At 61.2% G+C, this 19706-nt stretch carries 18 protein-coding genes and 1 tRNA gene; 12 read left to right on the top strand and 7 right to left on the bottom strand.

Annotated elements, in window-relative coordinates; translation table 11 throughout:
- Positions 1-279 precede the first annotated feature (279 nt).
- The 4 genes from G3480_RS03595 (at position 280) to G3480_RS29410 (ending at position 4246) form a co-directional block, all read left to right on the top strand.
- Positions 280-2172, top strand: coding sequence for a type I secretion system permease/ATPase (locus G3480_RS03595; protein ID WP_164652309.1), 1893 nt, complete (start codon positions 280-282; stop codon positions 2170-2172).
- Positions 2169-3545 (top strand): HlyD family type I secretion periplasmic adaptor subunit, encoded by a 1377-nt coding sequence (locus G3480_RS03600; protein ID WP_164652310.1) that lies wholly within the window; start codon positions 2169-2171, stop codon positions 3543-3545. The genes G3480_RS03595 and G3480_RS03600 overlap by 4 nt, the downstream gene beginning before the upstream one ends.
- A 159-nt stretch (positions 3546-3704) precedes the next feature.
- On the top strand, positions 3705-3917 hold the full coding sequence (locus G3480_RS03605; RefSeq protein ID WP_164652311.1) for a hypothetical protein: 213 nt from the start codon (positions 3705-3707) through the stop codon (positions 3915-3917).
- A 68-nt stretch (positions 3918-3985) separates the two neighbouring features.
- Positions 3986-4246, top strand: a complete 261-nt coding sequence (locus G3480_RS29410) for a DUF1800 family protein (RefSeq protein WP_206171475.1) — start codon at positions 3986-3988, stop codon at positions 4244-4246.
- Here the strand turns inward: G3480_RS29410 and G3480_RS03615 are convergent.
- The 4 genes from G3480_RS03615 to G3480_RS03630 all read right to left on the bottom strand — a co-directional run bounded on the left by G3480_RS03615 (position 4186) and on the right by G3480_RS03630 (position 8463).
- Positions 4186-4971, bottom strand: a complete 786-nt coding sequence (locus G3480_RS03615) for a MinD/ParA family protein (RefSeq protein WP_164652312.1) — start codon at positions 4969-4971, stop codon at positions 4186-4188. The two genes, G3480_RS29410 and G3480_RS03615, sit on opposite strands and share 61 nt — an antisense overlap.
- Before the next feature lie 19 nt (positions 4972-4990).
- Positions 4991-5593, bottom strand: coding sequence for an SPOR domain-containing protein (locus G3480_RS03620; RefSeq protein WP_164652313.1), 603 nt, complete (start codon positions 5591-5593; stop codon positions 4991-4993).
- A 449-nt stretch (positions 5594-6042) separates the two neighbouring features.
- Positions 6043-7374: a ParA family protein gene (locus G3480_RS03625; protein WP_164652314.1), complete on the bottom strand. Its 1332-nt coding sequence runs from the start codon at positions 7372-7374 to the stop codon at positions 6043-6045.
- 315 nt (positions 7375-7689) lie between these two features.
- Complete coding sequence (locus tag G3480_RS03630) at positions 7690-8463, bottom strand: outer membrane protein (protein ID WP_164652315.1); 774 nt, start codon at positions 8461-8463, stop codon at positions 7690-7692.
- Between the two features lie 238 nt (positions 8464-8701).
- Between G3480_RS03630 and G3480_RS03635 the strand changes: the two genes are divergently transcribed.
- On the top strand, positions 8702-9037 hold the full coding sequence (locus G3480_RS03635) for a hypothetical protein (protein ID WP_164652316.1): 336 nt from the start codon (positions 8702-8704) through the stop codon (positions 9035-9037).
- 331 nt (positions 9038-9368) lie between these two features.
- On the opposite strand, the gene hrpB is transcribed toward G3480_RS03635, so the two are convergent.
- Complete coding sequence (hrpB, locus tag G3480_RS03640) at positions 9369-11915, bottom strand: ATP-dependent helicase HrpB (RefSeq protein WP_164652317.1); 2547 nt, start codon at positions 11913-11915, stop codon at positions 9369-9371.
- 300 nt (positions 11916-12215) lie between these two features.
- Between hrpB and G3480_RS03645 the strand changes: the two genes are divergently transcribed.
- The 7 genes from G3480_RS03645 to G3480_RS03675 all read left to right on the top strand — a co-directional run bounded on the left by G3480_RS03645 (position 12216) and on the right by G3480_RS03675 (position 18747).
- On the top strand, positions 12216-12932 hold the full coding sequence (locus tag G3480_RS03645; RefSeq protein ID WP_164652318.1) for a transposase: 717 nt from the start codon (positions 12216-12218) through the stop codon (positions 12930-12932).
- Between the two features lie 50 nt (positions 12933-12982).
- Positions 12983-13318, top strand: a complete 336-nt coding sequence (locus G3480_RS03650; protein ID WP_164652355.1) for a cupin domain-containing protein — start codon at positions 12983-12985, stop codon at positions 13316-13318.
- Between the two features lie 170 nt (positions 13319-13488).
- Entirely contained in the window at positions 13489-14091 is a 603-nt protein-coding gene (locus G3480_RS03655) for a flavin reductase family protein (protein WP_164652319.1), read from the top strand.
- A gap of 406 nt (positions 14092-14497) precedes the next feature.
- Positions 14498-15946 (top strand): pyruvate kinase, encoded by a 1449-nt coding sequence (pyk, locus tag G3480_RS03660; protein WP_338114054.1) that lies wholly within the window; start codon positions 14498-14500, stop codon positions 15944-15946.
- Between the two features lie 77 nt (positions 15947-16023).
- Positions 16024-16098 (top strand) — tRNA-Val (locus G3480_RS03665).
- A 292-nt stretch (positions 16099-16390) separates the two neighbouring features.
- Positions 16391-17869, top strand: a complete 1479-nt coding sequence (locus tag G3480_RS03670) for a SulP family inorganic anion transporter (RefSeq protein ID WP_206171476.1) — start codon at positions 16391-16393, stop codon at positions 17867-17869.
- 14 nt (positions 17870-17883) lie between these two features.
- Positions 17884-18747, top strand: a complete 864-nt coding sequence (locus G3480_RS03675) for a universal stress protein (protein ID WP_164652320.1) — start codon at positions 17884-17886, stop codon at positions 18745-18747.
- A 22-nt stretch (positions 18748-18769) separates the two neighbouring features.
- Here the strand turns inward: G3480_RS03675 and G3480_RS03680 are convergent, their stop codons facing one another.
- On the bottom strand, positions 18770-19246 hold the full coding sequence (locus G3480_RS03680) for a hypothetical protein (RefSeq protein ID WP_164652321.1): 477 nt from the start codon (positions 19244-19246) through the stop codon (positions 18770-18772).
- The gene (locus tag G3480_RS03685) at positions 19243-19488 is read right to left on the bottom strand and encodes a hypothetical protein (protein WP_164652322.1); all 246 of its coding nucleotides are present in this window, start codon (positions 19486-19488) and stop codon (positions 19243-19245) included. Before G3480_RS03685 ends, G3480_RS03680 begins: the two co-directional genes overlap by 4 nt.
- Positions 19489-19706 lie beyond the last annotated feature (218 nt).

Here is a 19706-nt window from a genome sequence, read left to right on the forward strand (position 1 = left end):
ATCACTCAGGCTCAAGAGTGAGCGCTTGAAGACGTCTTGGGGCGAGTGCTATTACGCGGTTCCTCTTCGAGCCAACAAAATATCCCTACAAACGGACACCGCTACGCGAGCCAATATTAGCGAAGCATGATATGGCGGCCCATAGTGTTCACATCATGTGAATGCAAGTCTCTCGCACCTTTTTCTTATGTTTAGTTCGATTCCCCATTCGCGTAATTGTATTATTCCTGTCTGTATCCTAGCCGGATATCCATGGCTAAGAACGAGTGAGCTTTTTCCATGAAAACGAAGGGAATGAACGAGTTGCGTCTAGCGCGTAAAGACGTTATGCGTGGCATGGGGGCCGTGTGGCTATTCTCATTCTTAATCGCTCTTGGGGCACTAGCTCCTGTCGTTTATACGATGCAAGTCATGGACAGGGTGTTGAGTAGTCGCAGTGAGCCGACGCTCTATGCGTTGACGGCCCTTACGGGTTTCGTCGTGATTCTGCTCGGTGTCATGATGTTCGCGCGTGTGCGCTTGATGACTCGTTTGGCGAACCGCCTCGATGACAAGCTTGGGCCACGTGTCTTCGAGATGGTGTTTCGCATTGCACTTGAGCAACCCACGCGGACATCACTTCAGCCTGTCGAAGATCTATTGACTGTGCGCAAACTGATTAGCGGCAATGCAATGCTTGCTTTGATGGATGCCCCTTTTATTCCTCTGTTCTTTTTTGCACTCTATATTATTCATCCCTTAATTGGTATAACGGCATTGGGTTTTGGTGTGGTCAATGGTGTGCTCTTGGTGCTCAATAGCGCCGCCAGCCGCAATGCCATTCGTGAGGGGCAGCAGCAGGGGCGAAAATCCAGCGATTTTCTGCTGACGAGTTTGCGTAATGCAGATGCTGTGCAATCCATGGGTATGTTGGAGTCCCTGCGCTTGCGATGGCTGCAAAGCCATCTCGCACAGGGGGTGGAGCAAACGCGAGGGAGTGACTTAGGCAGTATTTACGGGACTGCTGCGAATACTGTACGAAGCTCTGCCCGCATTGGTGTTGTCGCAGTCGCCGCTTATCTCATCTTGCAGTTAGAGTTGTCGCCTGGTCTGCTCATAGCTGCAATGATCTTGACTGGTCGTGCCCTTAGCCCCTTGCAGAGCCTGATCAGTAGTTGGCCTCAACTGATGGAGGGGCGTCTCGCCTATCGACGGCTCGGTGAGATGCTAGAGCAGTATCCACCTCGCCAGCGCCAGATTCGCTTGCCTGAACCTGAGGGCGAAATTCGCGTCGAAGCTGTGGTCGCTGGGAGTGGAGGGCAACGGGGCAGCGGGGATCCGCCTATTCTCCGCGGCGTCAGCCTTTCGGTCAGACCTGGAGAGACGCTGGCGATACTGGGTGCAAGCGGCTCAGGTAAGACGACGCTCGCACGGGTCATGCTGGGACTTTGGCCGGTGCTTTCGGGAAAGGTGCGCTTCGATGGGGCCGATGTTCGACACTGGGATCCGCTGCAGTTTGGCCGATACGTCGGGTACTTACCGCAGGATATTCAGCTGTTCTCTGGCACCATTGCTGACAATATCGCCCGCTTTGGGCGTGTCCGGTCAGAGAAGATTGTCGCCGCAGCCAAGTTGGCCGGTGTTCACAGTATGATCCTCAATCTAGGGAAGGGATATCTGACCGAGATTGGACCTGGCGGCATCATGTTGTCTGCGGGTCAGCGTCAGCGCATTGGGCTTGCTCGGGCGCTCTATGATTATCCGAGGTTCGTGATCATGGATGAGCCAAATTCCAACTTAGACGAAGAAGGGCATGCGGCACTGATGTTTGCGATTGAGGAGCTGAAGCGTGCGGGCTCGTCCATCGTCTTCATTAGTCATCGGCGCACCATTCTTTCCAAGGCCGATCAGGTGCTCGTGCTCGCAAACGGACAAGTCCGCTTTTTTGGCGCGCGAGAAGCCTTTTACGCTGCGTATGCCGGAAACTCGGCGGAAGGACAAGCTGGTGTCGTCCTTTCTGGTCCGACGTTAGCGTCCGCCGGCGATACTAAGTTAACAACACCCAGGCTCACCCGTGACCCACCTAAACTGACGGTTGAACCTTACGACGATGCCTACGATGCGGACAAGGTCATCAGCCGCTGGAGACCAATTCGCGTCGCGGAACCTTCACAGGAGTCGAATCCATCATGAACCAAGGCGCGCTGACGACGACCCGTGAGGCACCGCTGGGCGAGGATTTCGAACTGCCGAACGTGGAGCTGCCGAGTGTTCCCAAAGATGCCTGGGCCTACAAAGGTTTAGGCTACCTGGCTCTCTTAGTCTTCGTCTTTGGCATGGTCGGCTGGGCGGTTTATGCGCCTCTGGCAAGTGCGGTCATCGCGGTTGGCAGTGTTCGCGTCGAAGATCACAGTAAACAGATACAGCATCTAGAAGGCGGCATCATTGATGAGATTCGCGTCGCTGAGGGCGAAACCGTCACGGTCGGTCAGGTACTGCTAGCGCTGGGCGACGTTCGAGCGCGCACTGAACTTAGGTCAACGGAGCTTCTGCTCGCCGGCTATCGAGCCGCCGATGCGAGGCTGGCTGCTGAGCGTTCCGGCACGACGGACATCGACTTCCCCGAAGACCTTGAGCGTTTGGCCAGGGATGATGCGGAGATCAAGCAGCTGATGAGGCGGCAAACAAGCCTCTTTGTTTCCCGGCGCAATGTTCGCGAGAACGGAAAGAGCATCCTCGAAAAGACGATTCTAGAGTATCAGTCACGGATCAAGGGGATGCAGAATCGTGTCGAGACAGCCAGGCAGCGCTTGGAGTCTTATGATGCCGAGTTAGCAAATCTGCGGACCTTGTATGCGAGAAAGCTTGTGGAGAACACGCGGATCTCAAGCATGGAGCGGTCTCGCGCCGAAACGGAAGATGATCTGTTTTCGTACGAATCGGAGATTGACAGTTCCCGGGTCAAGATCAATGAGGCTGAGGCGCAGCTGCTGCAGACCGATTTCGACTTTCAAAAAGAAGTGGAAACGGAGTCGCGTGAGACCGAGCAGGCCATCGCGGAATATTCGACGCGAATCGCCAGCCTAAAAGACACGCTCCAGCGCACACTCATTCGCTCACCTGTCGCTGGCGTTGTCACCGGTCTTGAAGTCACGACCATCGGAGAAGTCGTTGCGCCTGGCGATACGTTGATGGAAATCGTCCCTACGGATAAGCAGTACGTCATCGAGGCGATGGTCTCTCCGACAGACATCGACGAAGTACAAATTGGTCTGCCGGCAGATATTCGATTCGGTGCCTTTACGCGTATTGACACTCAAATCATTCCTGGTCAGGTGGTTAAGGTATCCGCAGACGCATTGACTGATCCGAACAAGGACTTCCAATATTACATGGCCGAGGTCAGTATCAGTGATGAGGGGCTCAATGTCTTGAGTGAAAACGGACTTTCTCTCATCCCAGGCATGCCGGCTGACGTCGCGATCAAGACCGGCGAGCGGCCGTTCCTCAGGTACCTGGCTGGGCCCGTCTTCGAGATTTTGATGAAAGCATTGAGGGAGAAATAGCGCTTGGCTCACTTTCGTTTTCGGGATGAGGGCATAGAGGTCTGCCGCTTGACGGTATCTCCGGATGGCGAAAAAAAACAGCGGGAAGTCCTAGGCTTAATAGGTTCTCCTGATTTCACGGTAACTGATGCGCTGCGATCAAACTGCAGTCCGGAGGAGTTGTCGGAGATTGAGCACCGGCTCAGTCTGCTGAAGCAGACAGAGATGCTCCAGGCCGAGCTTGCGGCTCGTACCCTTCCGGATCAGATTCAGAGCGCCTACGTCTGGTTGTCGAGTTCAGAGCGGCAAGGAGAACTCGCGCATCTGGCGGACGATATCCGAGCGAATTGGCAGCGACTGCGCCGGACGTTGGACCAGCGTAAGCTAATCTGAGTAAAGCCGATTTTCGCGCGTCAAGCGAGGCTGCGTGGATCATCTCATCGCAAGTCGGCGAAAGTGACTTGGCACCGGCAGAACGGCAGGCACGCCACAAGGAGCGGCGACAGAAGGCGGATACGCTACGGCAGTGGTTGTTCGGTGAGATGCGGACCACAACGTCTCCACTGACTGAGCGTATGACGCTATTTTGGCACGGCCACTTCGCTTCGGCTTTCATTCAGTTCGGCTCCCCTGCTGTCTTCCGCAGCAGTTTCCGCCGAACTCATTGGCCGAGCAGCTTTTGCAGGAAGCGGCCGAGGCCAGGTTTGGAATCCGCCACCTGACCGCCGATGAGGCGCATGGCGGCCTCTTGCATGCGCTGTGCGCTGGTCGACGTAGGATGAAGAACAAGGTGCGGCTGCTGCTTCATGATGCTCTTTTCGACCAAGCTATCGAAGGGAATGTAGCCTATGCACTCGAGCGTGCCGTTTAGAAACTTGCTTGTCACTCCAGTTAGTCGATCCGCAGCGCTGCGGGCGTCGCGGATTGAGGTGACTGAGTTGACGATTAGCTTGATGGCTCTCGACTCATGCGTGAGTACCGTCTTGATGATGCCGTAGGCGTCGGTCAGCGCAGTCGGGTGGGGGGTTGTAACGATCAAAACGTCATCCGCGGCTAACACAAAGCGCACAACGTTGTCACCGATTCCCGCTCCCGTATCGATGATCAATACGTCGTAGCCACGCAAGCCCTCCAGCCCGCGGATGACATTCTCGCGCTCTTCCTCGCCCAAGTCCGCAAGCTCCGCGATACCTGTTGCACCTGCAGCAAGGCTAATTCCATAGGAGGTTTGAATGACGATCTGATCCAGTGTCTTCTGGCCGCGCACGACATCCTGGATCGTGAATCTAGGGATGACGCCTAGCATGACGTTGAGGTTTGCCAGGCCAAGATCACCGTCGAGGAGTAAGACGCGGCGGCCTGCTCGCGCCATGGCGATACCGAGATTCACGGATAAGGTTGTCTTGCCGACTCCACCCTTGCCGGAGGTGACGCAGAGAGTACGCATGGTGCCGCTTAGCTGTGAATCATGGGGTCTTCAGGAATGGAGCCTTTTCTTCTTGAACTCCATCATTTCCGACGCGAATGACCAAGCATGCTTGGCCTTGTACGCTGAGTCGCTCGCACCACTCGGTCGCCTTGGCAGGATCAGCCCAGTCGAGGACGCGCAGGCGGTAGAACCCATCGCGCGCGTCTCCGTAGTCCGATTGGCTGATCGATAAGTTGCGCCCATCTAGGATATCCGAATAGCGCTCGATGAACAGGCGACGATCTTCCTTTACCTTTGCCAGGGAGCGCCCAGCAAGCACCTGCACCTGCCAACGATAGTGCGAGCCGGCGGTATCTCTTGCAGGGGCATCGGCGGACGCGGTGTCCCTCCCCGACCTATCTGGTGGCGCGACTGCGGCAGGCAACACCCAGAGGGGGCCTTCAGTTGCAGGCGCGGTCTCCGAGACGGTTGTTACGGGCTTCGACTCGCCGGGTATGGTCTTAAGCCGGTCGCGATCCGCCCCCTCGTTCGATGGTTCCAGCGTGCGAGGTTTCGAGTTGACCGCCTCTGCTAGATGCGCAGGCATTTGTTCGATGGGCTTCTCATGTTGCTGCGCCAACGCCGAATGCTGAGGACTCATCGAAGCCTCTCCAGCGTCCTCAGTTCGCGCCGGTGGATTCGCAATGGCATGAGGCGTTGTCTGCGGCTGTGTTGCGGTCTCAGGTCTGAGTTCGACTAGGGCGGGCGCCACAGGTGAACTCGGCCGGTTGGTTTCGATAGGCTGTAGGCTCTGTGAATCGGATTGCGGTATAGCTTGCGCCCGTTGCTGCTTCGGATCGGAAACATGTGCCGCACGGCTGGAATGAGCAGGCAGCGGCGCTAGCTTGGGTAGCGGTATCTCGACGGGTGGAAGCTGCTGCATCCAGCGGCCGCTTGGAGTGCCTTCTGCTGAAGGGAAGGGTATCTCCGGCGCGCTGTCACCTTTTGCCGCTTGCGAGAGGGCCACAGAGGCAATGAGCCACAGGGCGGCTTGCAGTGCGACTGGCCCAATCTCCCGATGCACAAATGGTTCTTCGATGCCGCGCCCGATCATGGGCGAGGGGACGCCATCGGCACATGGATCATGCAGGCCAAGCCAGAGGTCGGGTTGGTGTTGTCATTGCACAAGATGAGCTGCTCCCGATTCTCTTCGACCAGGCGAACAGCGAACAAGAGTTCGCGATAGGCGACCGCGTCCGCCCGCGAAAGAAGAACGCTGCCGGCTTTCCAGTAGTGATCGGAGCCTACCAGCCCGGCTGCAATATCGATCCGATGATCGGCTTCCGACAGCCAGCCGAGGATCACAAGGATGATGATGGCGATGCCGGCGATCAAACCGCCCCGCTGCAGCGTCTTGCGCTTAGGGCGCCAGTCCAGTCGGATGCGGCGAACAGGCGCTGCAGTCTGATACAAGGCCTCGAGCGCCATGGCGTCCTGTTGGCGCATCACGTCGTCGGTATCGTAGAGAGGGGACGAGCGGTCGATCGGCCAGCGGCTGAGCCCCTTTAGCATTCGCTCGCGATGCTGTTCCATGCGCGCTTGGCGGGCATCGAATAGCCAGGTGCCGTCGGGTTGATTGCCTGGCTCGCCGAGTGTCAGCCATTCCGAGGCCATCGACAACAAAGCCTGTCCCGCCTCACTGCGCGGAGCATGAATCAGCAATGGTCGACTTTGGCGAGTGGCCTCATGCACGGCATCATCAGCGGGGATTTCGCTGAGCAATGTCATCCGGCCGTAGTCCTGGCGCACCCTGTCCACGAGCACTTGGCTGGCTGGCTCCGTATCGTGCCCGCTGATCAAGAGGTGAATGCCATAGAGCGGGTGAGAGAGGCCGGCGCGCAGTCTATTGATGGTTGTAAGTAGCCCAGGAAGACCGTTCAGGGCCTTGGTGTCGCAGGGCAGTGGCACCATCACCCGGTGCGCGGCGATCAGCGCATTGCGTGTGAGCAGATCTAGCGACGCCGGGCAATCGAGTAACACGTGCTCGAAGTGCAGCACCGATTCAGACAGCTTGGTAAGCGCTTGGTACAACCGGGTCTGGCTGTCGCCCATCATCGCGAGTTCGCTCTCGACTCGGCTGAGTCCCGTTCCGGCGGTAGCGAGACAAAGCTCCCTGATACGCGTTTCGACGACCATGTCTCTGTCCAGACTGGCCTCGAGCAGGATCCGCTCGGCGCCGCCGCGAGCCGTGCTCTCGCAGCCAAGCATCTGACTCGACCGTCCTTTGGGGTCGAGATCGATCAGTAGGACCGAGCGTCCGGCGGCGGCCAGTGCGAGCGCTAGGTTGACAACAGCCGTTGTCGTGCCCGCGCCCTCTTGCACACTGACAGCCGCGATGATCTCGGTTGATGGCAGCAGCTGGTCAGGCGGAGCCTGCGTCATGACGTGTTCTTCCGTGTGTGTTCGGGAGGGTCCGGACAAGAATAATCAAGTGTCCGCCACCGAGACGATGAATCATTGGAACGGCTAATTCACCATAGTTTAACGCCCAGGTCATGCTGCGGCATACCTGGTGGTGATGCAGAATTTGAAGGCGTCGCAAGATGTAAGCGAGGCGCTGAAGAGTGGCTGACTTGTCTCGCGGCCCGCCTTGTGTGTCGCGCCGGCGTTCGCAGAGCAGGGTGATGCTCTGCCGGTGCTTCTTGAAGGTAACCCTTGATCCGGCGCCAGCTGATATGAGATTTTCCGGCAGTCGCCTTAGAACAGATACCGCAGCCCGATCCGCACCCCCTGGACGCGCAGGTCGCCCTCGGTGCCCGCGATGTCGAGGACACGGGTGCCCCGGGTGCGCAGGATGGTCGCCGGGCCGGCATCGGACTGGACCTTGCCGAGATCGGTATAGTTCCAGCCGAGGTCGAGAATGAAACGGGTATCGAGCAGGATCGCGATCCCGAGATCGATGCGCCAGGCGAATTGATCGCTGTCGCCGCCCGACACTAGGGTGGCGGCACCGGGCGCCAGCCCTGGAAAGCCATAGGTCATGCGGTCCAGGTCGTGACGCGCCCAGCCCGCCCCGATCCCGATCCATGGCTTGACCCGCTCCCAACCCAGATCGATATCACGCACGAGCTGCGCCAACAGCAGATGAGTGGTTAGGTTGCCCGAGACCGGCTGCCCACCCGAAACATGGCTAAAATTGGCCTGACCGGAAAAGTCATAGCCGCCGGCTTGCGAATAGTTCAGCTCGACTCGCCAGTCTGGCGTGAGCCGATATCCCGCGCCCAGCTCCCAGAGCCAGGACGACCCGAAATCACCGTACGCGCCGATCGGCCGCCCATCGTCGCCGACCGCGCAGCCGAACAAGGCCGGCGGGGCGGTACTGGCGCAATCCTGGTCACCCAGATGGATGCTGTCGGACTGCTGCCAGCCCAGACCGACGCGTCCATACCAGGGCGACTCAGCGGCAAACGCCAGCGGCGCGCCAAGGACGGACAGGACAGCGATCAAGTCGCGTGGGCGGAAACATCTCATATGAATCTCCAAGCGTTAGTGCTTCCTGCATCCCGGTTCCAGTCCAGGCTTGTTGCGACGGAGGTTATATGTCCTCCGCTGCCGGGAAAAGGTGGCAGCCGTGTGGGCGTCTAGGGCAGGCATCGCGTACCTTGCGCCATCCCCTTTGGATCGTCGTGATCGCTGGATCAAATCGTGCCATTTTACGATTGGTCCGGAGTGGTCTTGCGTGCGCTGAACGGTGCGTGGTGCTTACCCTATGGATGCGCTGCGATCGATCGCGGAAGCTCTCCGTGATGTCACATTGGCGCCGCTGTCATTTGCCGGGCGGGTCGTTGTTCCTGACGGTGGTGACGGAACGCCGCGCCGGATTTTATGTGCCGATCTGACACGCGCTGGCCTGCGGACGACGATTCTGGAATGCCGAGGCCAACTCCCCTTCGATCTGGATTCGATCCTGCTGTTGTCCGATCATTTTGACGCGATTCTGACCTCGCCGTCGGGTGATGTCGATGATTCTAAAGGCATTGGCATCATCGAAAAACGCTTCACCAGCCGACCTGACGAATCGGGTTCGGTGACCAAGGTCAACTGAGATCCTCTGTCCTGGCTAGTGCGTTCGAGGCACTGAGCGGCTATCCCGAGGGCTTCCTGCGCAGGCATGGCGTTTCCTCGAAACAGGTTCGATTCCATGCCGTACGGGCTGGTCCCTGTGTTGGGGGGAACCATGACGAAGTCTGTACGCTTGGCCAGGGCCTCGCAATCCTCGCCATCATTGGGGTAGACCGCGAGGCTGCGCCGCTTCTGGCGGTCGCATTGCAACCCGGCGCTGCTGGTTCCCCAACCGTCATGAGAGCCTCAAGGCCGCAGGTTCGGTGTCCACTCCGCTGGATTGCGGCGGTGCGCAGGTGATCTTTGGCAAGACCCTATCCGGAGGTCCTCACCCCCCGACGCTTGATTCCGCCAACCAGGGCCCGTGCCTCGGCCGGATCCTCCGGCCAGTGATGTTTGGGATAGCGTCCGCGCAGCTCTTTGCGGACCTCGGCGTAGCCGCGTGCCCAGAAGCCGGCGAGGTCTTGGGTGACTTGCATGGGGCGGCGGGCGGGGGAGAGGAGGTGGAGCAGGACGGGGACACGGTTCATGCAGACGCGAGGTGTGTCGTCCAGCCCGAAGAGTTCCTGGAGCGGGGCGGCGAGGACGGGGATGTCGCCGGCGCAGTAGTCGATCGCGCGCTTGTTGCCGGCTGGCGTCACGAAGGCGGTTGGCGTCTCCTGCTCCAGGCGTTGTTGCTGGTCCCAGCTCAGGCGGGCGGTCAAGAGGGTGGCGAGGTCGAGGCGTTGGAGTTCGGCGAGCCGGGTCTTGCCCTGGATCCAGGGGGCGAGCCAGTCCTCTAGGGTGTCTTTGAGCGTCTCACGCGACAGGTCCGGCCAGTCGCCGCTCGAGTCGTGCCGGCGCATGAGGCCGACTCTCGCCTGGAGCTGGCGCGCGGTTTCGGACCAGTTGAGGGCGCGATCGAACTGCTCGCCGATTCGCTCGAGGAGGAGCCTGGTCGCGTCGTCCCCTGGCTGCAGCGGGACGGGGCGCGATGACAGCGTGATGGCGCCGAGGCGGGAGACTGCGCGGCAAGCGACGGCTTCGCGCTCGGCGTCCCAGGTGACTTCGCGTGCTTGGTCGATCCGCGCGTCGAAGCGCGCTTGGAGTTCGGCTTCATCGACCGGCAGCGCGAGCTGGATGCGACCGTCGCGGCCCTTGGCGTCCATGGCGGCGACGACCAGATAGGGATGAACGGCGAGCGCGTCGTCGCGCGGCAGGACGGCGCCGGCGCCGGAGGCGAGCAGGTAGCGGTCGTCCGTGCCGTCGCGGCGTTGGGCGACTCGGTCCGGATAGGCGAGGGCGAGCAGGGCGCCCGGGGAGCGCGTCTGGTTGCCGGATTTGGCTTCCGAGCGTTCGATCATCCGCATCAACTGGGCCGCGACACGCTCGACGGCCTTGAGACGATTGCGGTCCATGTCACTCGGCGGACGCCTGTCGCGCAGTGCCTCAAGGGCATGGAGTCGCGAGCCGAGATCGGCCGGGCGCGGGCGGTCTGCTCCGGTGATGAAGGGATCGCGCTCCGAGACCAGGGCGCAGAGGTTGGCCGCGGTGAGCCGGTCAGCCGGTGAGGCGGACAGCAGCATGACGGCGAGCCGCGGGTGCAGCGGTAGCTCCGCCATGGCGCGGCCGAGGCGGGTGATGCCGCCGCTGTCATCCAGCCCGCCCAATGCCCGCAGTAGGTCGATGGCCTGTGACCAGGCTGGGGCGGGGGGCGGATCCAGCCAGCTGAGTTGGGTCGGGTCTTTCACGCCCCAAAGCGCAAGCTCAAGGGCGACCGGTGCGAGGTCGGACTGCAGGATCTCGGCGGTGCGATGCTCGGGGCGACCGTGTTCCTGGGCCGGCGTCCAGAGCCGATAACAAACACCTGGGCCGAGACGCCCGGCGCGGCCGGCGCGCTGCTCGGCGGAGGCGCGCGAGATGGGCTCGGTGACCAGGCGGGTCAGGCCGGAGCCGGGGTCGAACCTGGGCTTGCGGGTGAAGCCGGTGTCGACGACAACGCGGATGCCCTGGATGGTGACGCTGGTCTCCGCGATATCGGTGGCGACGATGATGCGTCGTTGGCGTCCGTGGCCCGGCAGGAGCGCCTTGTCCTGCTCTGCTGTGGGCAGACTGCCATGGAGCGGCAGGATGTCGACGCCGTCAGCGGTGAGGTTGCCGAGCTGCTCAAGGCAACGGTTGATCTCTCCGGTGCCGGGAAGAAAGGCTAGGATGTCGCCCGCTTCTTCCACCAGGGCGCGCCGGATACTCGCGCTGGCGGACCGGGCGACATCCGTCTCCGGCGCGCGATCCGCGTAGCGCACCTCGACTGGGAAGCTGCGACCCTCGCCCCGGATGATCGCCGCCCCGCCGAGGAGCGCGGCCACCGGCTCGGCGTCCAGGGTGGCAGACATGACCAGCAGTCGTAGCTCGGGCCGCAGGCTCTGGGCGACATCAAGGGTAAGGGCGAGCCCCAGGTCGGACTGAAGGTTGCGCTCGTGAAACTCGTCGAAGATGACCAGTGCGACACCTTCGAGCCCTGGATCCCGCTGCAGCCGGCGGGTGAGGATTCCCTCGGTGATGACCTCGATGCGCGTGCGCGGGCCGACGCGACGCTCGAAGCGTACCTGGTAGCCGACGCGCTCGCCCAAGGGCTCTCCCAGGAGTGCGGCCATGCGCGCCGCAGTCATCCGAGCCGCGGGCCGTCTCGGCTCTAGCATGAGGATGCGCTGATCGGCCAGCCAGTCTTCCTCCATCAGGGCCAAGGGCACCTTGGTCGATTTGCCGGATCCCGTTGGGGCCTGCAACAGAGCGTGACCCTTTCGAAGCGCGGCGCGTAGCGGATCCAGGACGGGATCGATGGGTAAGCATGGATCGGCGGGGTGCGTATCGCTCGAAGACATAGGGGTTTTTTTGCTCGGGGGACCTGGCTTGGCTAAAGGATGCGCTGATTCAATGCCTTCCGGCATCTGCGCAGCTTATGACTCTGCAAGTCGGGTCTCTGAGATCCTTTGTGTTCCGTGGCTTGAAGGCCCGCGCGCATGGATGGTTCATACCTTGGGCTACGGCGAAATCGATCGACCTGCGTTGTCGAAGGAGGCTTGACATGATCCAGCGCAAACAGAAGCGATGTCTCGGGTCGCAGGGCAGTTGACGCTGTCTATACTCGGGGACAGGTCAATCAACCGGATCCGACCCTACTCATGGCCCGTCTACCCCGTTTTGTCATGCCTGGCTACCCGCAGCACGTCATCCAGCGCGGCAACAACCGCCAACAGATCCTCTTCGAGGAAGAAGATTACTGGTTCATCTGGGAGAGGATGGGCGTTGCCGCCGAGAAGTTTCAGTGCGAGATTCACGCCTATGTGCTGATGCCGAACCATTTTCATCTCTTGCTGACGCCCTACTTGGAGAATGGCATCGGGAAGCTGATGCAATATATTGGGCGCTACTACGTCCAGTACTTCAATGGCCGCTACGACCGCACGGGGACGCTCTGGGAAGGGCGCTATCGTGCCACCTTGGTCGACCCGAAGCACTACCTGCTCGGCGTGTCTCACTATGTGGAGGCCAATGCGGTGCGCGCCGGACTGGTCAGTTCGCCCGCCGAATACGGCTGGTCGAGCTACGGGTGCAACGCTGAGGGCGCCGAAGACAATCTTGTCAAGCCGCATCGCGAGTACGAGCGGCTCGGCCGCAGCGCCAAGGCACGGCGCGAGGCCTACGCGAAGCAGGGCGAGACGCCGATGGCAGACGAAGTGCTCAAGCAGATTCGGGATTCGACCAACAAGGCTTGGGTGCTCGGCGGCTCCGAGTTCTGCAATGAGGTTGAGGATTTGCTGAATCGCCGTGCCTTGCCGCGTCCGCGCGGGGGAGACCGCAGGTCAGAGGCCTATCGGCGCAGCGTCGGTCGGGCGTGAGCAGCGCCCATGCCATTGTCCATTCGCCCGATGAGGCGGATGAGTACTTCATGGTCGAGGGCTGTTTCATCCTGGAGTCTTGGAACAGCCCGGACGACCCCGCCGTTTCCGTCGCGCGCGCCCGGGTCGAACCGGGCGTCACGACCCGGCTGCACCGGCTTGAGGGCATCGTCGAGCGCTATCTGATCTTGTCCGGAAAGGGCATCGTCGAGGTCGCTGGGTTGCAGTCCAAAGCGGTCGGCGTCGGCGATGTCGTCTACATCCCAGCGGGATGCGGCCAGCGGATTCGTAATCATGGTGAGGTTGATCTCGTCTTTCTCGCGATTTGCAGCCCGCGCTTCCAGGCGTCCGCCTATCAAGATATCGACACCGCGCCCCTCACCTGATTGGGCGATGAATCGGTCAGCCCATGGCGCCTCCTCACGTCCGCGTGATTGCAGCCGTAAGCGCTCGAACCGATTTCCATCGACAGCCAATCGCGAGATCGTCATCCAATCGTGCTATTGATGTGAGCTGAACCGGCTCCTGGATTTGGACCTCTTCGAGCGCCTTACCTATGCAAGAACACCGCAGCTTGTCGTCCGAGGCGATGGACGCCATCGAATCCGCCTTTCACCTCTACGACCCGCCGTTGTGGCTCGTGACCGCGCGCGCCGGCGAGCGCCGTGGCGGACTGATTGCGACTTCAGCCGTGCGGGCCTCCATCGTTCCCGAGCTGCCGCGCATGCTGATCGCCATCGCGAAACAACACCATACTTGGGGGTTGATCGAATCCTCGGGACGCTTTGCCTTGCATCTGCTGCCTGTTGATGACCTGGAGGTGGTGTGGCATTTCGGGCTCACGACTGGGCAAGATACTGATAAGCTGGCCGGCTTGGAGATGGGCGAGACTCCCGAAGGCAATCCGCGCTACCCGCGGGCTGCAGCCTGGATGGATTGCCGGGTCGAGACCAGCATGGACATCGGTGATCGCACCGTCTACCTCGCGCAGGTCGTCGGAGGGCGAGCGTCGGTAGAGGGAACTGTACTGACGGTCGCCAGTCTGAGGCGGGATGCGCCGCCGGAGCGCAAGGCCGAGCTGGATCGCCTCTACGCCAGGGACCAGGGCATCGATGCCGCCGCTATCCAAGCTTGGCGACGCGACCTGCCAAGCCCCTAGGCGATTTCTGTCAAAGAAAATGCCCATCAATTGTTTCCCGATGCGAGCCATGCCGCCCCAAATCCCCTCTGGCCCCCCTTTGCGAAAGGGGGGAAGTTGTTGATGGACACTTCCAAAGCTCATATCCGCTGACGTTTCTCGAGATCCGCCTTGCGTGTCGCACCGACGGTCACAGAGTCCGGCTATGCTCCTGTCGGCGCTCCTTGAGGGTAAACCTCGATCTGGCGCAATCTGGTATGAGGTTTGCCTTCCTGTTGCCTTAACCTGAAAGCGCCCCAGGCCATCTCTATTCTCGGGTGGATGTCTCGGTATGTGCGCAAGGCCGCTCATGCCGGGCTCATCGCCCATTTTCCCCGTCATCCATCTCAGCTCTGTCGAGCAGTATCCCAACTGGGAGGAGTCCCCCGTGAAGTTGCCTGACCACAAGACCAAAATCGTCGCCACCATTGGCCCGGCGTCCGACGCGCCCGAGATGCTTGCCAAGCTCATGCAGGCCGGCTTGAATGTTGCCCGCCTGAATTTCTCGCACGGTGATCTCGACTACCACGCCGAGATCATCGCGCGGATTCGCAAGGCCGCGGCGGAGACCGGCAGACGCGTTGCCATCATGGGCGACCTCCCTGGCCCCAAGATGCGTATCGGCGATCTCAAGGAAGAGCCCATCGAGCTGCAGCGCGACGAGGAGCTGATCCTGACGACTGATGAGATCCTTGGGGACAAGGAGAGGGTTAGTATCAGCTTTCCTAACTTGGCGGACGCCGTGCAACCGGGGGATCGGCTCTATCTCAACGATGGATTCATCCTACTCAAGGTGCTGGAGGTGGTTGGCAATGACATCCGCTGCAGCGTCCGTGTCGGCGGGGAGCTGTCCTCGCGCAAGGGCCTGAATCTGCCGGGAATCGATCTCGGCATCAGCGCCTTCACGGACAATGACCGCGAGTGGCTAGGCTTCGCTGCCAAGCATGGATTGGATGCCGTGAGTCAGTCCTTCGTCGCGACCGAGGATGACATTCTCGCGGTGCGCCGGGCGGCGGCGGACCTGGATTATGCCCCCTTCATCATCGCCAAGATCGAGCGGGCCGATGCCCTCGATAACCTTGAGCGGATCCTAATGGCGGCGGACGGCATCATGGTTGCGCGCGGTGACCTGGGTGTCGAAATTCCCATTGAGCGCATTGCCGTCGTCCAGAAGCAGATCACGGAGCTGGCGAACCGTCTCGGCAAGCCCGTCATCACCGCGACCCAGATGCTCGAATCCATGGTCACCTTCCGGCGGCCGACCCGCGCGGAGGCGACGGACGTCGCCAACGCCATTCTCGGCGGGACCGACTGCGTGATGCTGTCCGCCGAGTCTGCCATGGGACGCTATCCGGTCGAGTCCGTTGCCATGCTGGCCGGCATCGCCGCCCAGGTCGAGCCGGAGCGCAGCAAGCAGCCATTCGTCCGCACCATGGGGGGATTCAACGGCAGTGACCAGACGCGCGCGGTGGACCTCATCGCTGCCAGCGTTTACCACACCATCAACAACAGTGAGCCCGAGGTTGTGGTGGTGCCGACGCAGTCCGGCAGTACGCCGCGCAACGTCGCGCGCTTTCGCCCGCCGGTTTGGATCATCGCCTTCAGCCCGAACGCGGCCACTTGCCAGTCGCTCCAGTTCTCCTACGGTATTCACGCCGTTCAGGTCGATGACGACCGCCCGGACTGGTCGGGCTTCGTCCGTCAGTGGCTGCGCGAGCGCGGCGTCGACACCGGCCTGGTGCTGCTCACCCAAGGGCCGACGGCGCACAATCCTTGCGGCAACTACCGCATGGAGATCCTCGAACTCGGCCTGCAGCCGGGTGTGCACTGCCCCTAACCGGGTCGGTCAGTGAATTTGATGCCGCAGACGTTGACTGTCGGGCTCAGGGTCCAGTAGACTGCCGCGTCTGATTTGGGCGCATAGCTCAGCGGGAGAGCACTGCCTTCACACGGCAGGGGTCACAGGTTCAATCCCTGTTGCGCCCACCAAATTCAGCGAGCATTGATCAATCGAGAAGGCCGGCTCCGGCGCAACCGGGGTCGGCCTTTTTGTTTGCCGCCGAGTTGTCCTCCAAGTGACGGCAGGTGCTGGGAGTGCCGGCCTCCAGGCCGGCAGGTGTTGACCTGGAGGTCAATACTCCCAGCGGCTCGACTCTTCAGGCGCCTGCGCAGTCCCTGATCTTAGGTGTAGTCGGGCCGTCCTTCGCGGCGGCTCGGGGGCGTGCTTTTGTTTCCATCGACGCCCGGTGTGTGCGGGCTGTCCCAGCAGACTCAGTGATCCATGATGAAAGCTCTACGCCAGGAATGGTTTTCCAACGTCCGCAACGACCTGCTCGCCGGCCTGGTGGTCGCGCTGGCGCTGATTCCGGAGGCCATCGCTTTCTCCATCATCGCGGGTGTCGACCCCAAGGTCGGCCTCTATGCGTCCTTCTCCATCGCCACGGTGACCGCCTTCCTCGGTGGGCGTCCGGGCATGATTTCGGCTGCGACCGGCGCGATGGCCCTGCTGATGGTGACGCTGGTCAAGGACCACGGGCTGGAGTATCTCCTGGCCGCGACCGTGCTGACCGGCGTGCTGCAGATCCTGGCGGGCATGCTGCGGTTGGGGGCGCTGATGCGTTTCGTCTCGCGCTCCGTCATCACCGGCTTCGTCAATGCGCTGGCGATTTTGATCTTCATGGCACAGCTGCCGGAGCTGATCGGCGCGACCTGGGAGGTCTACGCCATGGTCGCCGCCGGGCTGGCCATCATCTATCTCTTCCCCTACGTCACCAAGGCGGTGCCTTCGCCTCTGGTGACCATCCTGGTGCTCACCGCCGTGACCATGGTGCTCGGGCTCGACATCCGCACGGTCGGCGACATGGGCCAGATGCCGGACACCTTGCCGGTCTTCTTGCTGCCGGACATCCCGCTCAACCTGGAGACGCTGGAGATCATCTTTCCAGTTTCCGCGACGCTGGCGGTCGTGGGTTTGCTGGAGTCACTGATGACGGCCGCCATCATCGATGATCTAACCGATTCGACCAGCAACAAGAACCGCGAGTGCGTGGGGCAGGGCGTCGCCAATATCACCACGGGCTTCATGGGTGGCATGGCCGGCTGCGCCATGATCGGTCAGTCCGTCATCAACGTGAAATCGGGCGGTCGCGGGCGGCTCTCGACCCTGGTCGCTGGCATTTTCCTCCTGCTCATGGTCGTCTTCGCCAACGACTGGGTCGCCCAGATCCCCATGGCGGCCTTGGTCGCGGTCATGATCATGGTGTCCATTGGCACCTTCAACTGGGCCTCCATCCGTAATTTGCGGGACCATCCGCTGTGGGCGAATGTCGTCATGCTGTCGACCGTCATTGTCGTGGTTGCGACACATGATCTGGCGAAAGGCGTGCTCGTCGGGGTGCTGCTGTCCGGGTTCTTCTTCGCCAACAAGGTCGGCAAGGTGCTGTATGTGGGTTCGCTGTCGATGGACGAGGGGCGGCTGCGCGCCTATGTCGTCACCGGTCAGGTGTTCTTCGCTTCGGCGGACCGCTTCGTCGGCGCCTTCGACTTCAAGGAGGTCATCGAGCGCGTGCGCATCGACGTCAGTCGTGCTCACTTTTGGGACATTACCGCCGTGAGTGCACTGGATAAGGTCGTCATCAAGTTCCGGCGCGAGGGCACGGAGGTCGAGGTCGTCGGGCTGGACGAGGCGAGCGCGACCATGGTCGACCGCTTCGCTGTGCACGACAAGCCAGAGGCTGTCGAACAGCTCATGGGCCATTGAGAGAGGGAGTCATCATGCTGAACGAAGACAAGATCTTGGCCTGTGTCGACCAGTCGCATTTCGCCGACACCGTGACCGACGCTGCCGCCTGGGCGGCCAGTCGCGCCGCCGCGCCCATGGAACTGCTGCACATCATCGATCGTCACCCGGAGATCTCGACCGGCGACGACCACAGCGGCGCCATCGGTATCAACGCCCAGCAGCACCTGCTGACGGAACTGTCCGAGCAGGACGCCGCCCGTAGCCGAGAGGTCCGCGAGCGTGGCCGACTCTTCCTGATGCGCCAGCGCGAGCGTGCCATTCAGGCCGGCGCCGCGGCACCGGACGTGCGGCAGCGCTATGGCGAGCTTGAAGAGGTGCTGATCGAGCAGCAGCCGGGCGTGCGCCTCTTCGTGCTCGGGCGCCGCGGCGAGTCGGCCGAGACGACTCAGCGCGATCTCGGACGCAACGTCGAGCGTGTGGTGCGGGCGCTCAAGCGGCCGATCCTCGCCGTGACCGAAGACTTCCGGGCGCCGCGCCGCGTCATGATCGCCTTCGATGGTGGCATGGTGACGCGGCGCGGCGTCGAGATGGTCGCCGCGAGCCCGCTGTTTCGCGATCTGACGGTCCACCTGCTGATGTCCGGCAAGGAGCGCAAGAACGACGCCAAGCAGCTCGAGTGGGCGAAAACGACGCTCGAAGCAGCCGGACTGGAGGCTCCCGCCGCGCTCATCCCAGGCGACGCCGAGAGCATCATTGCCCGCAGTGTGCGTGATCAGTCCATCGACATGCTCATCATGGGCGCCTATGGGCACTCGCCGATCCGCACCCTCTTGTTCGGCAGTAAGACCTCGGACCTGCTGCGTTCGGCAACCATTCCGACCCTCTTGTTGCGGTAGGCTGCAGTCGGCTGCATCCAAATCATTCGAGTCGAATCGCTTTGGCACCAAGGATGATGTAGAGCATGGCTAAGGAAAACCCGATGCTGATCGAAGCCAGTCGTGCAAAGTGTCCCTTTTCTTCCATTGGGCTGAGCGCCCATCGTCGGATGTAATAGGCTAGCAGGAACAACATGACGCCCAAGAAGAACGTCAGCTTCTCTGGGCCAAAGTCCTCGCTCAAGAGCATGAGCGATCCGGCGCTAAGGGCCGCGGCGGACAGCACGAAGAGGACTAAGGATAAGAGGAGTGCAGGCGTCTTCAGTTTGGAGATGAGTTCCCTGATGCTTTCGTTAGCGTGCAGGTGTTTGACAAGGTAAGTCATTGAGAGAACCAGCAGGAAGATCGTAAAGAGGAAGCCGCCCAAGCTAAAAAGCGCTTCATCACGGCCGGAGCAGCCGGTCGTGATCATGGTTGTGCCGAATGCGACGAGCCATGTTCTCTTGCCAGGCGGATTCACTGCTTTTCGTCCCTGTCGCTGCTCTCCTTGTTGCGCATCTCCGTCCTGACCTCCTTGCTCCATCGCATGATTTGCGGGAGATTGGGCAGCACAACGACGAAAATGATTGCCAAGATGCCCAGCAGGAAGAGAATTGTCGTCACGCTATGGGTCGCAAAATACGCCAAGACCCCAGTGCCTGCTGCAGCGGCAAGGATGACGACAATAATGAGCCAAATTGGAACAATGATGGGTGCAGCCATGAAGCGAGGTTTCACCTGTGTTTGTGTGCCTTTCGGCTCCCCTCAGGGGGGTGCTTGTCCCTGCGGAAGACGACCGACCGGAGCGATGATCGACGCCCCTTTGTTGTTGCTATTACCGCTGCCGATGCTCGGCGTCCCATCCTGAGGCGCTGATGGCTCGGATGGAGGTGCTATCCCCGCAGTCGGCAGGGAATCCCGATCTTGATGCCGAAGACGGC

The organism is Thiorhodococcus mannitoliphagus (genome assembly GCF_010915725.1).
Lineage (GTDB): Bacteria > Pseudomonadota > Gammaproteobacteria > Chromatiales > Chromatiaceae > Thiorhodococcus > Thiorhodococcus mannitoliphagus.

Coding starts and splice junctions, on each gene's coding strand:
- G3480_RS03650 (WP_164652355.1), top strand. CDS start 12,983: ATGGTCGAGGGCTGTTTCATCCTGGAGTCTTGGAACAGCCCGGACGAC.
- G3480_RS03600 (WP_164652310.1), top strand. CDS start 2,169: ATGAACCAAGGCGCGCTGACGACGACCCGTGAGGCACCGCTGGGCGAG.
- G3480_RS03630 (WP_164652315.1), bottom strand. CDS start 8,463: ATGAGATGTTTCCGCCCACGCGACTTGATCGCTGTCCTGTCCGTCCTT.
- G3480_RS03635 (WP_164652316.1), top strand. CDS start 8,702: ATGGATGCGCTGCGATCGATCGCGGAAGCTCTCCGTGATGTCACATTG.
- G3480_RS03615 (WP_164652312.1), bottom strand. CDS start 4,971: ATGCGTACTCTCTGCGTCACCTCCGGCAAGGGTGGAGTCGGCAAGACA.
- G3480_RS03620 (WP_164652313.1), bottom strand. CDS start 5,593: ATGAGTCCTCAGCATTCGGCGTTGGCGCAGCAACATGAGAAGCCCATC.
- G3480_RS03625 (WP_164652314.1), bottom strand. CDS start 7,374: ATGACGCAGGCTCCGCCTGACCAGCTGCTGCCATCAACCGAGATCATC.
- G3480_RS03595 (WP_164652309.1), top strand. CDS start 280: ATGAAAACGAAGGGAATGAACGAGTTGCGTCTAGCGCGTAAAGACGTT.
- hrpB (WP_164652317.1), bottom strand. CDS start 11,915: ATGTCTTCGAGCGATACGCACCCCGCCGATCCATGCTTACCCATCGAT.
- G3480_RS03675 (WP_164652320.1), top strand. CDS start 17,884: ATGCTGAACGAAGACAAGATCTTGGCCTGTGTCGACCAGTCGCATTTC.
- G3480_RS03670 (WP_206171476.1), top strand. CDS start 16,391: ATGATGAAAGCTCTACGCCAGGAATGGTTTTCCAACGTCCGCAACGAC.
- G3480_RS03685 (WP_164652322.1), bottom strand. CDS start 19,488: ATGGCTGCACCCATCATTGTTCCAATTTGGCTCATTATTGTCGTCATC.
- G3480_RS03645 (WP_164652318.1), top strand. CDS start 12,216: ATGGCCCGTCTACCCCGTTTTGTCATGCCTGGCTACCCGCAGCACGTC.
- G3480_RS03655 (WP_164652319.1), top strand. CDS start 13,489: ATGCAAGAACACCGCAGCTTGTCGTCCGAGGCGATGGACGCCATCGAA.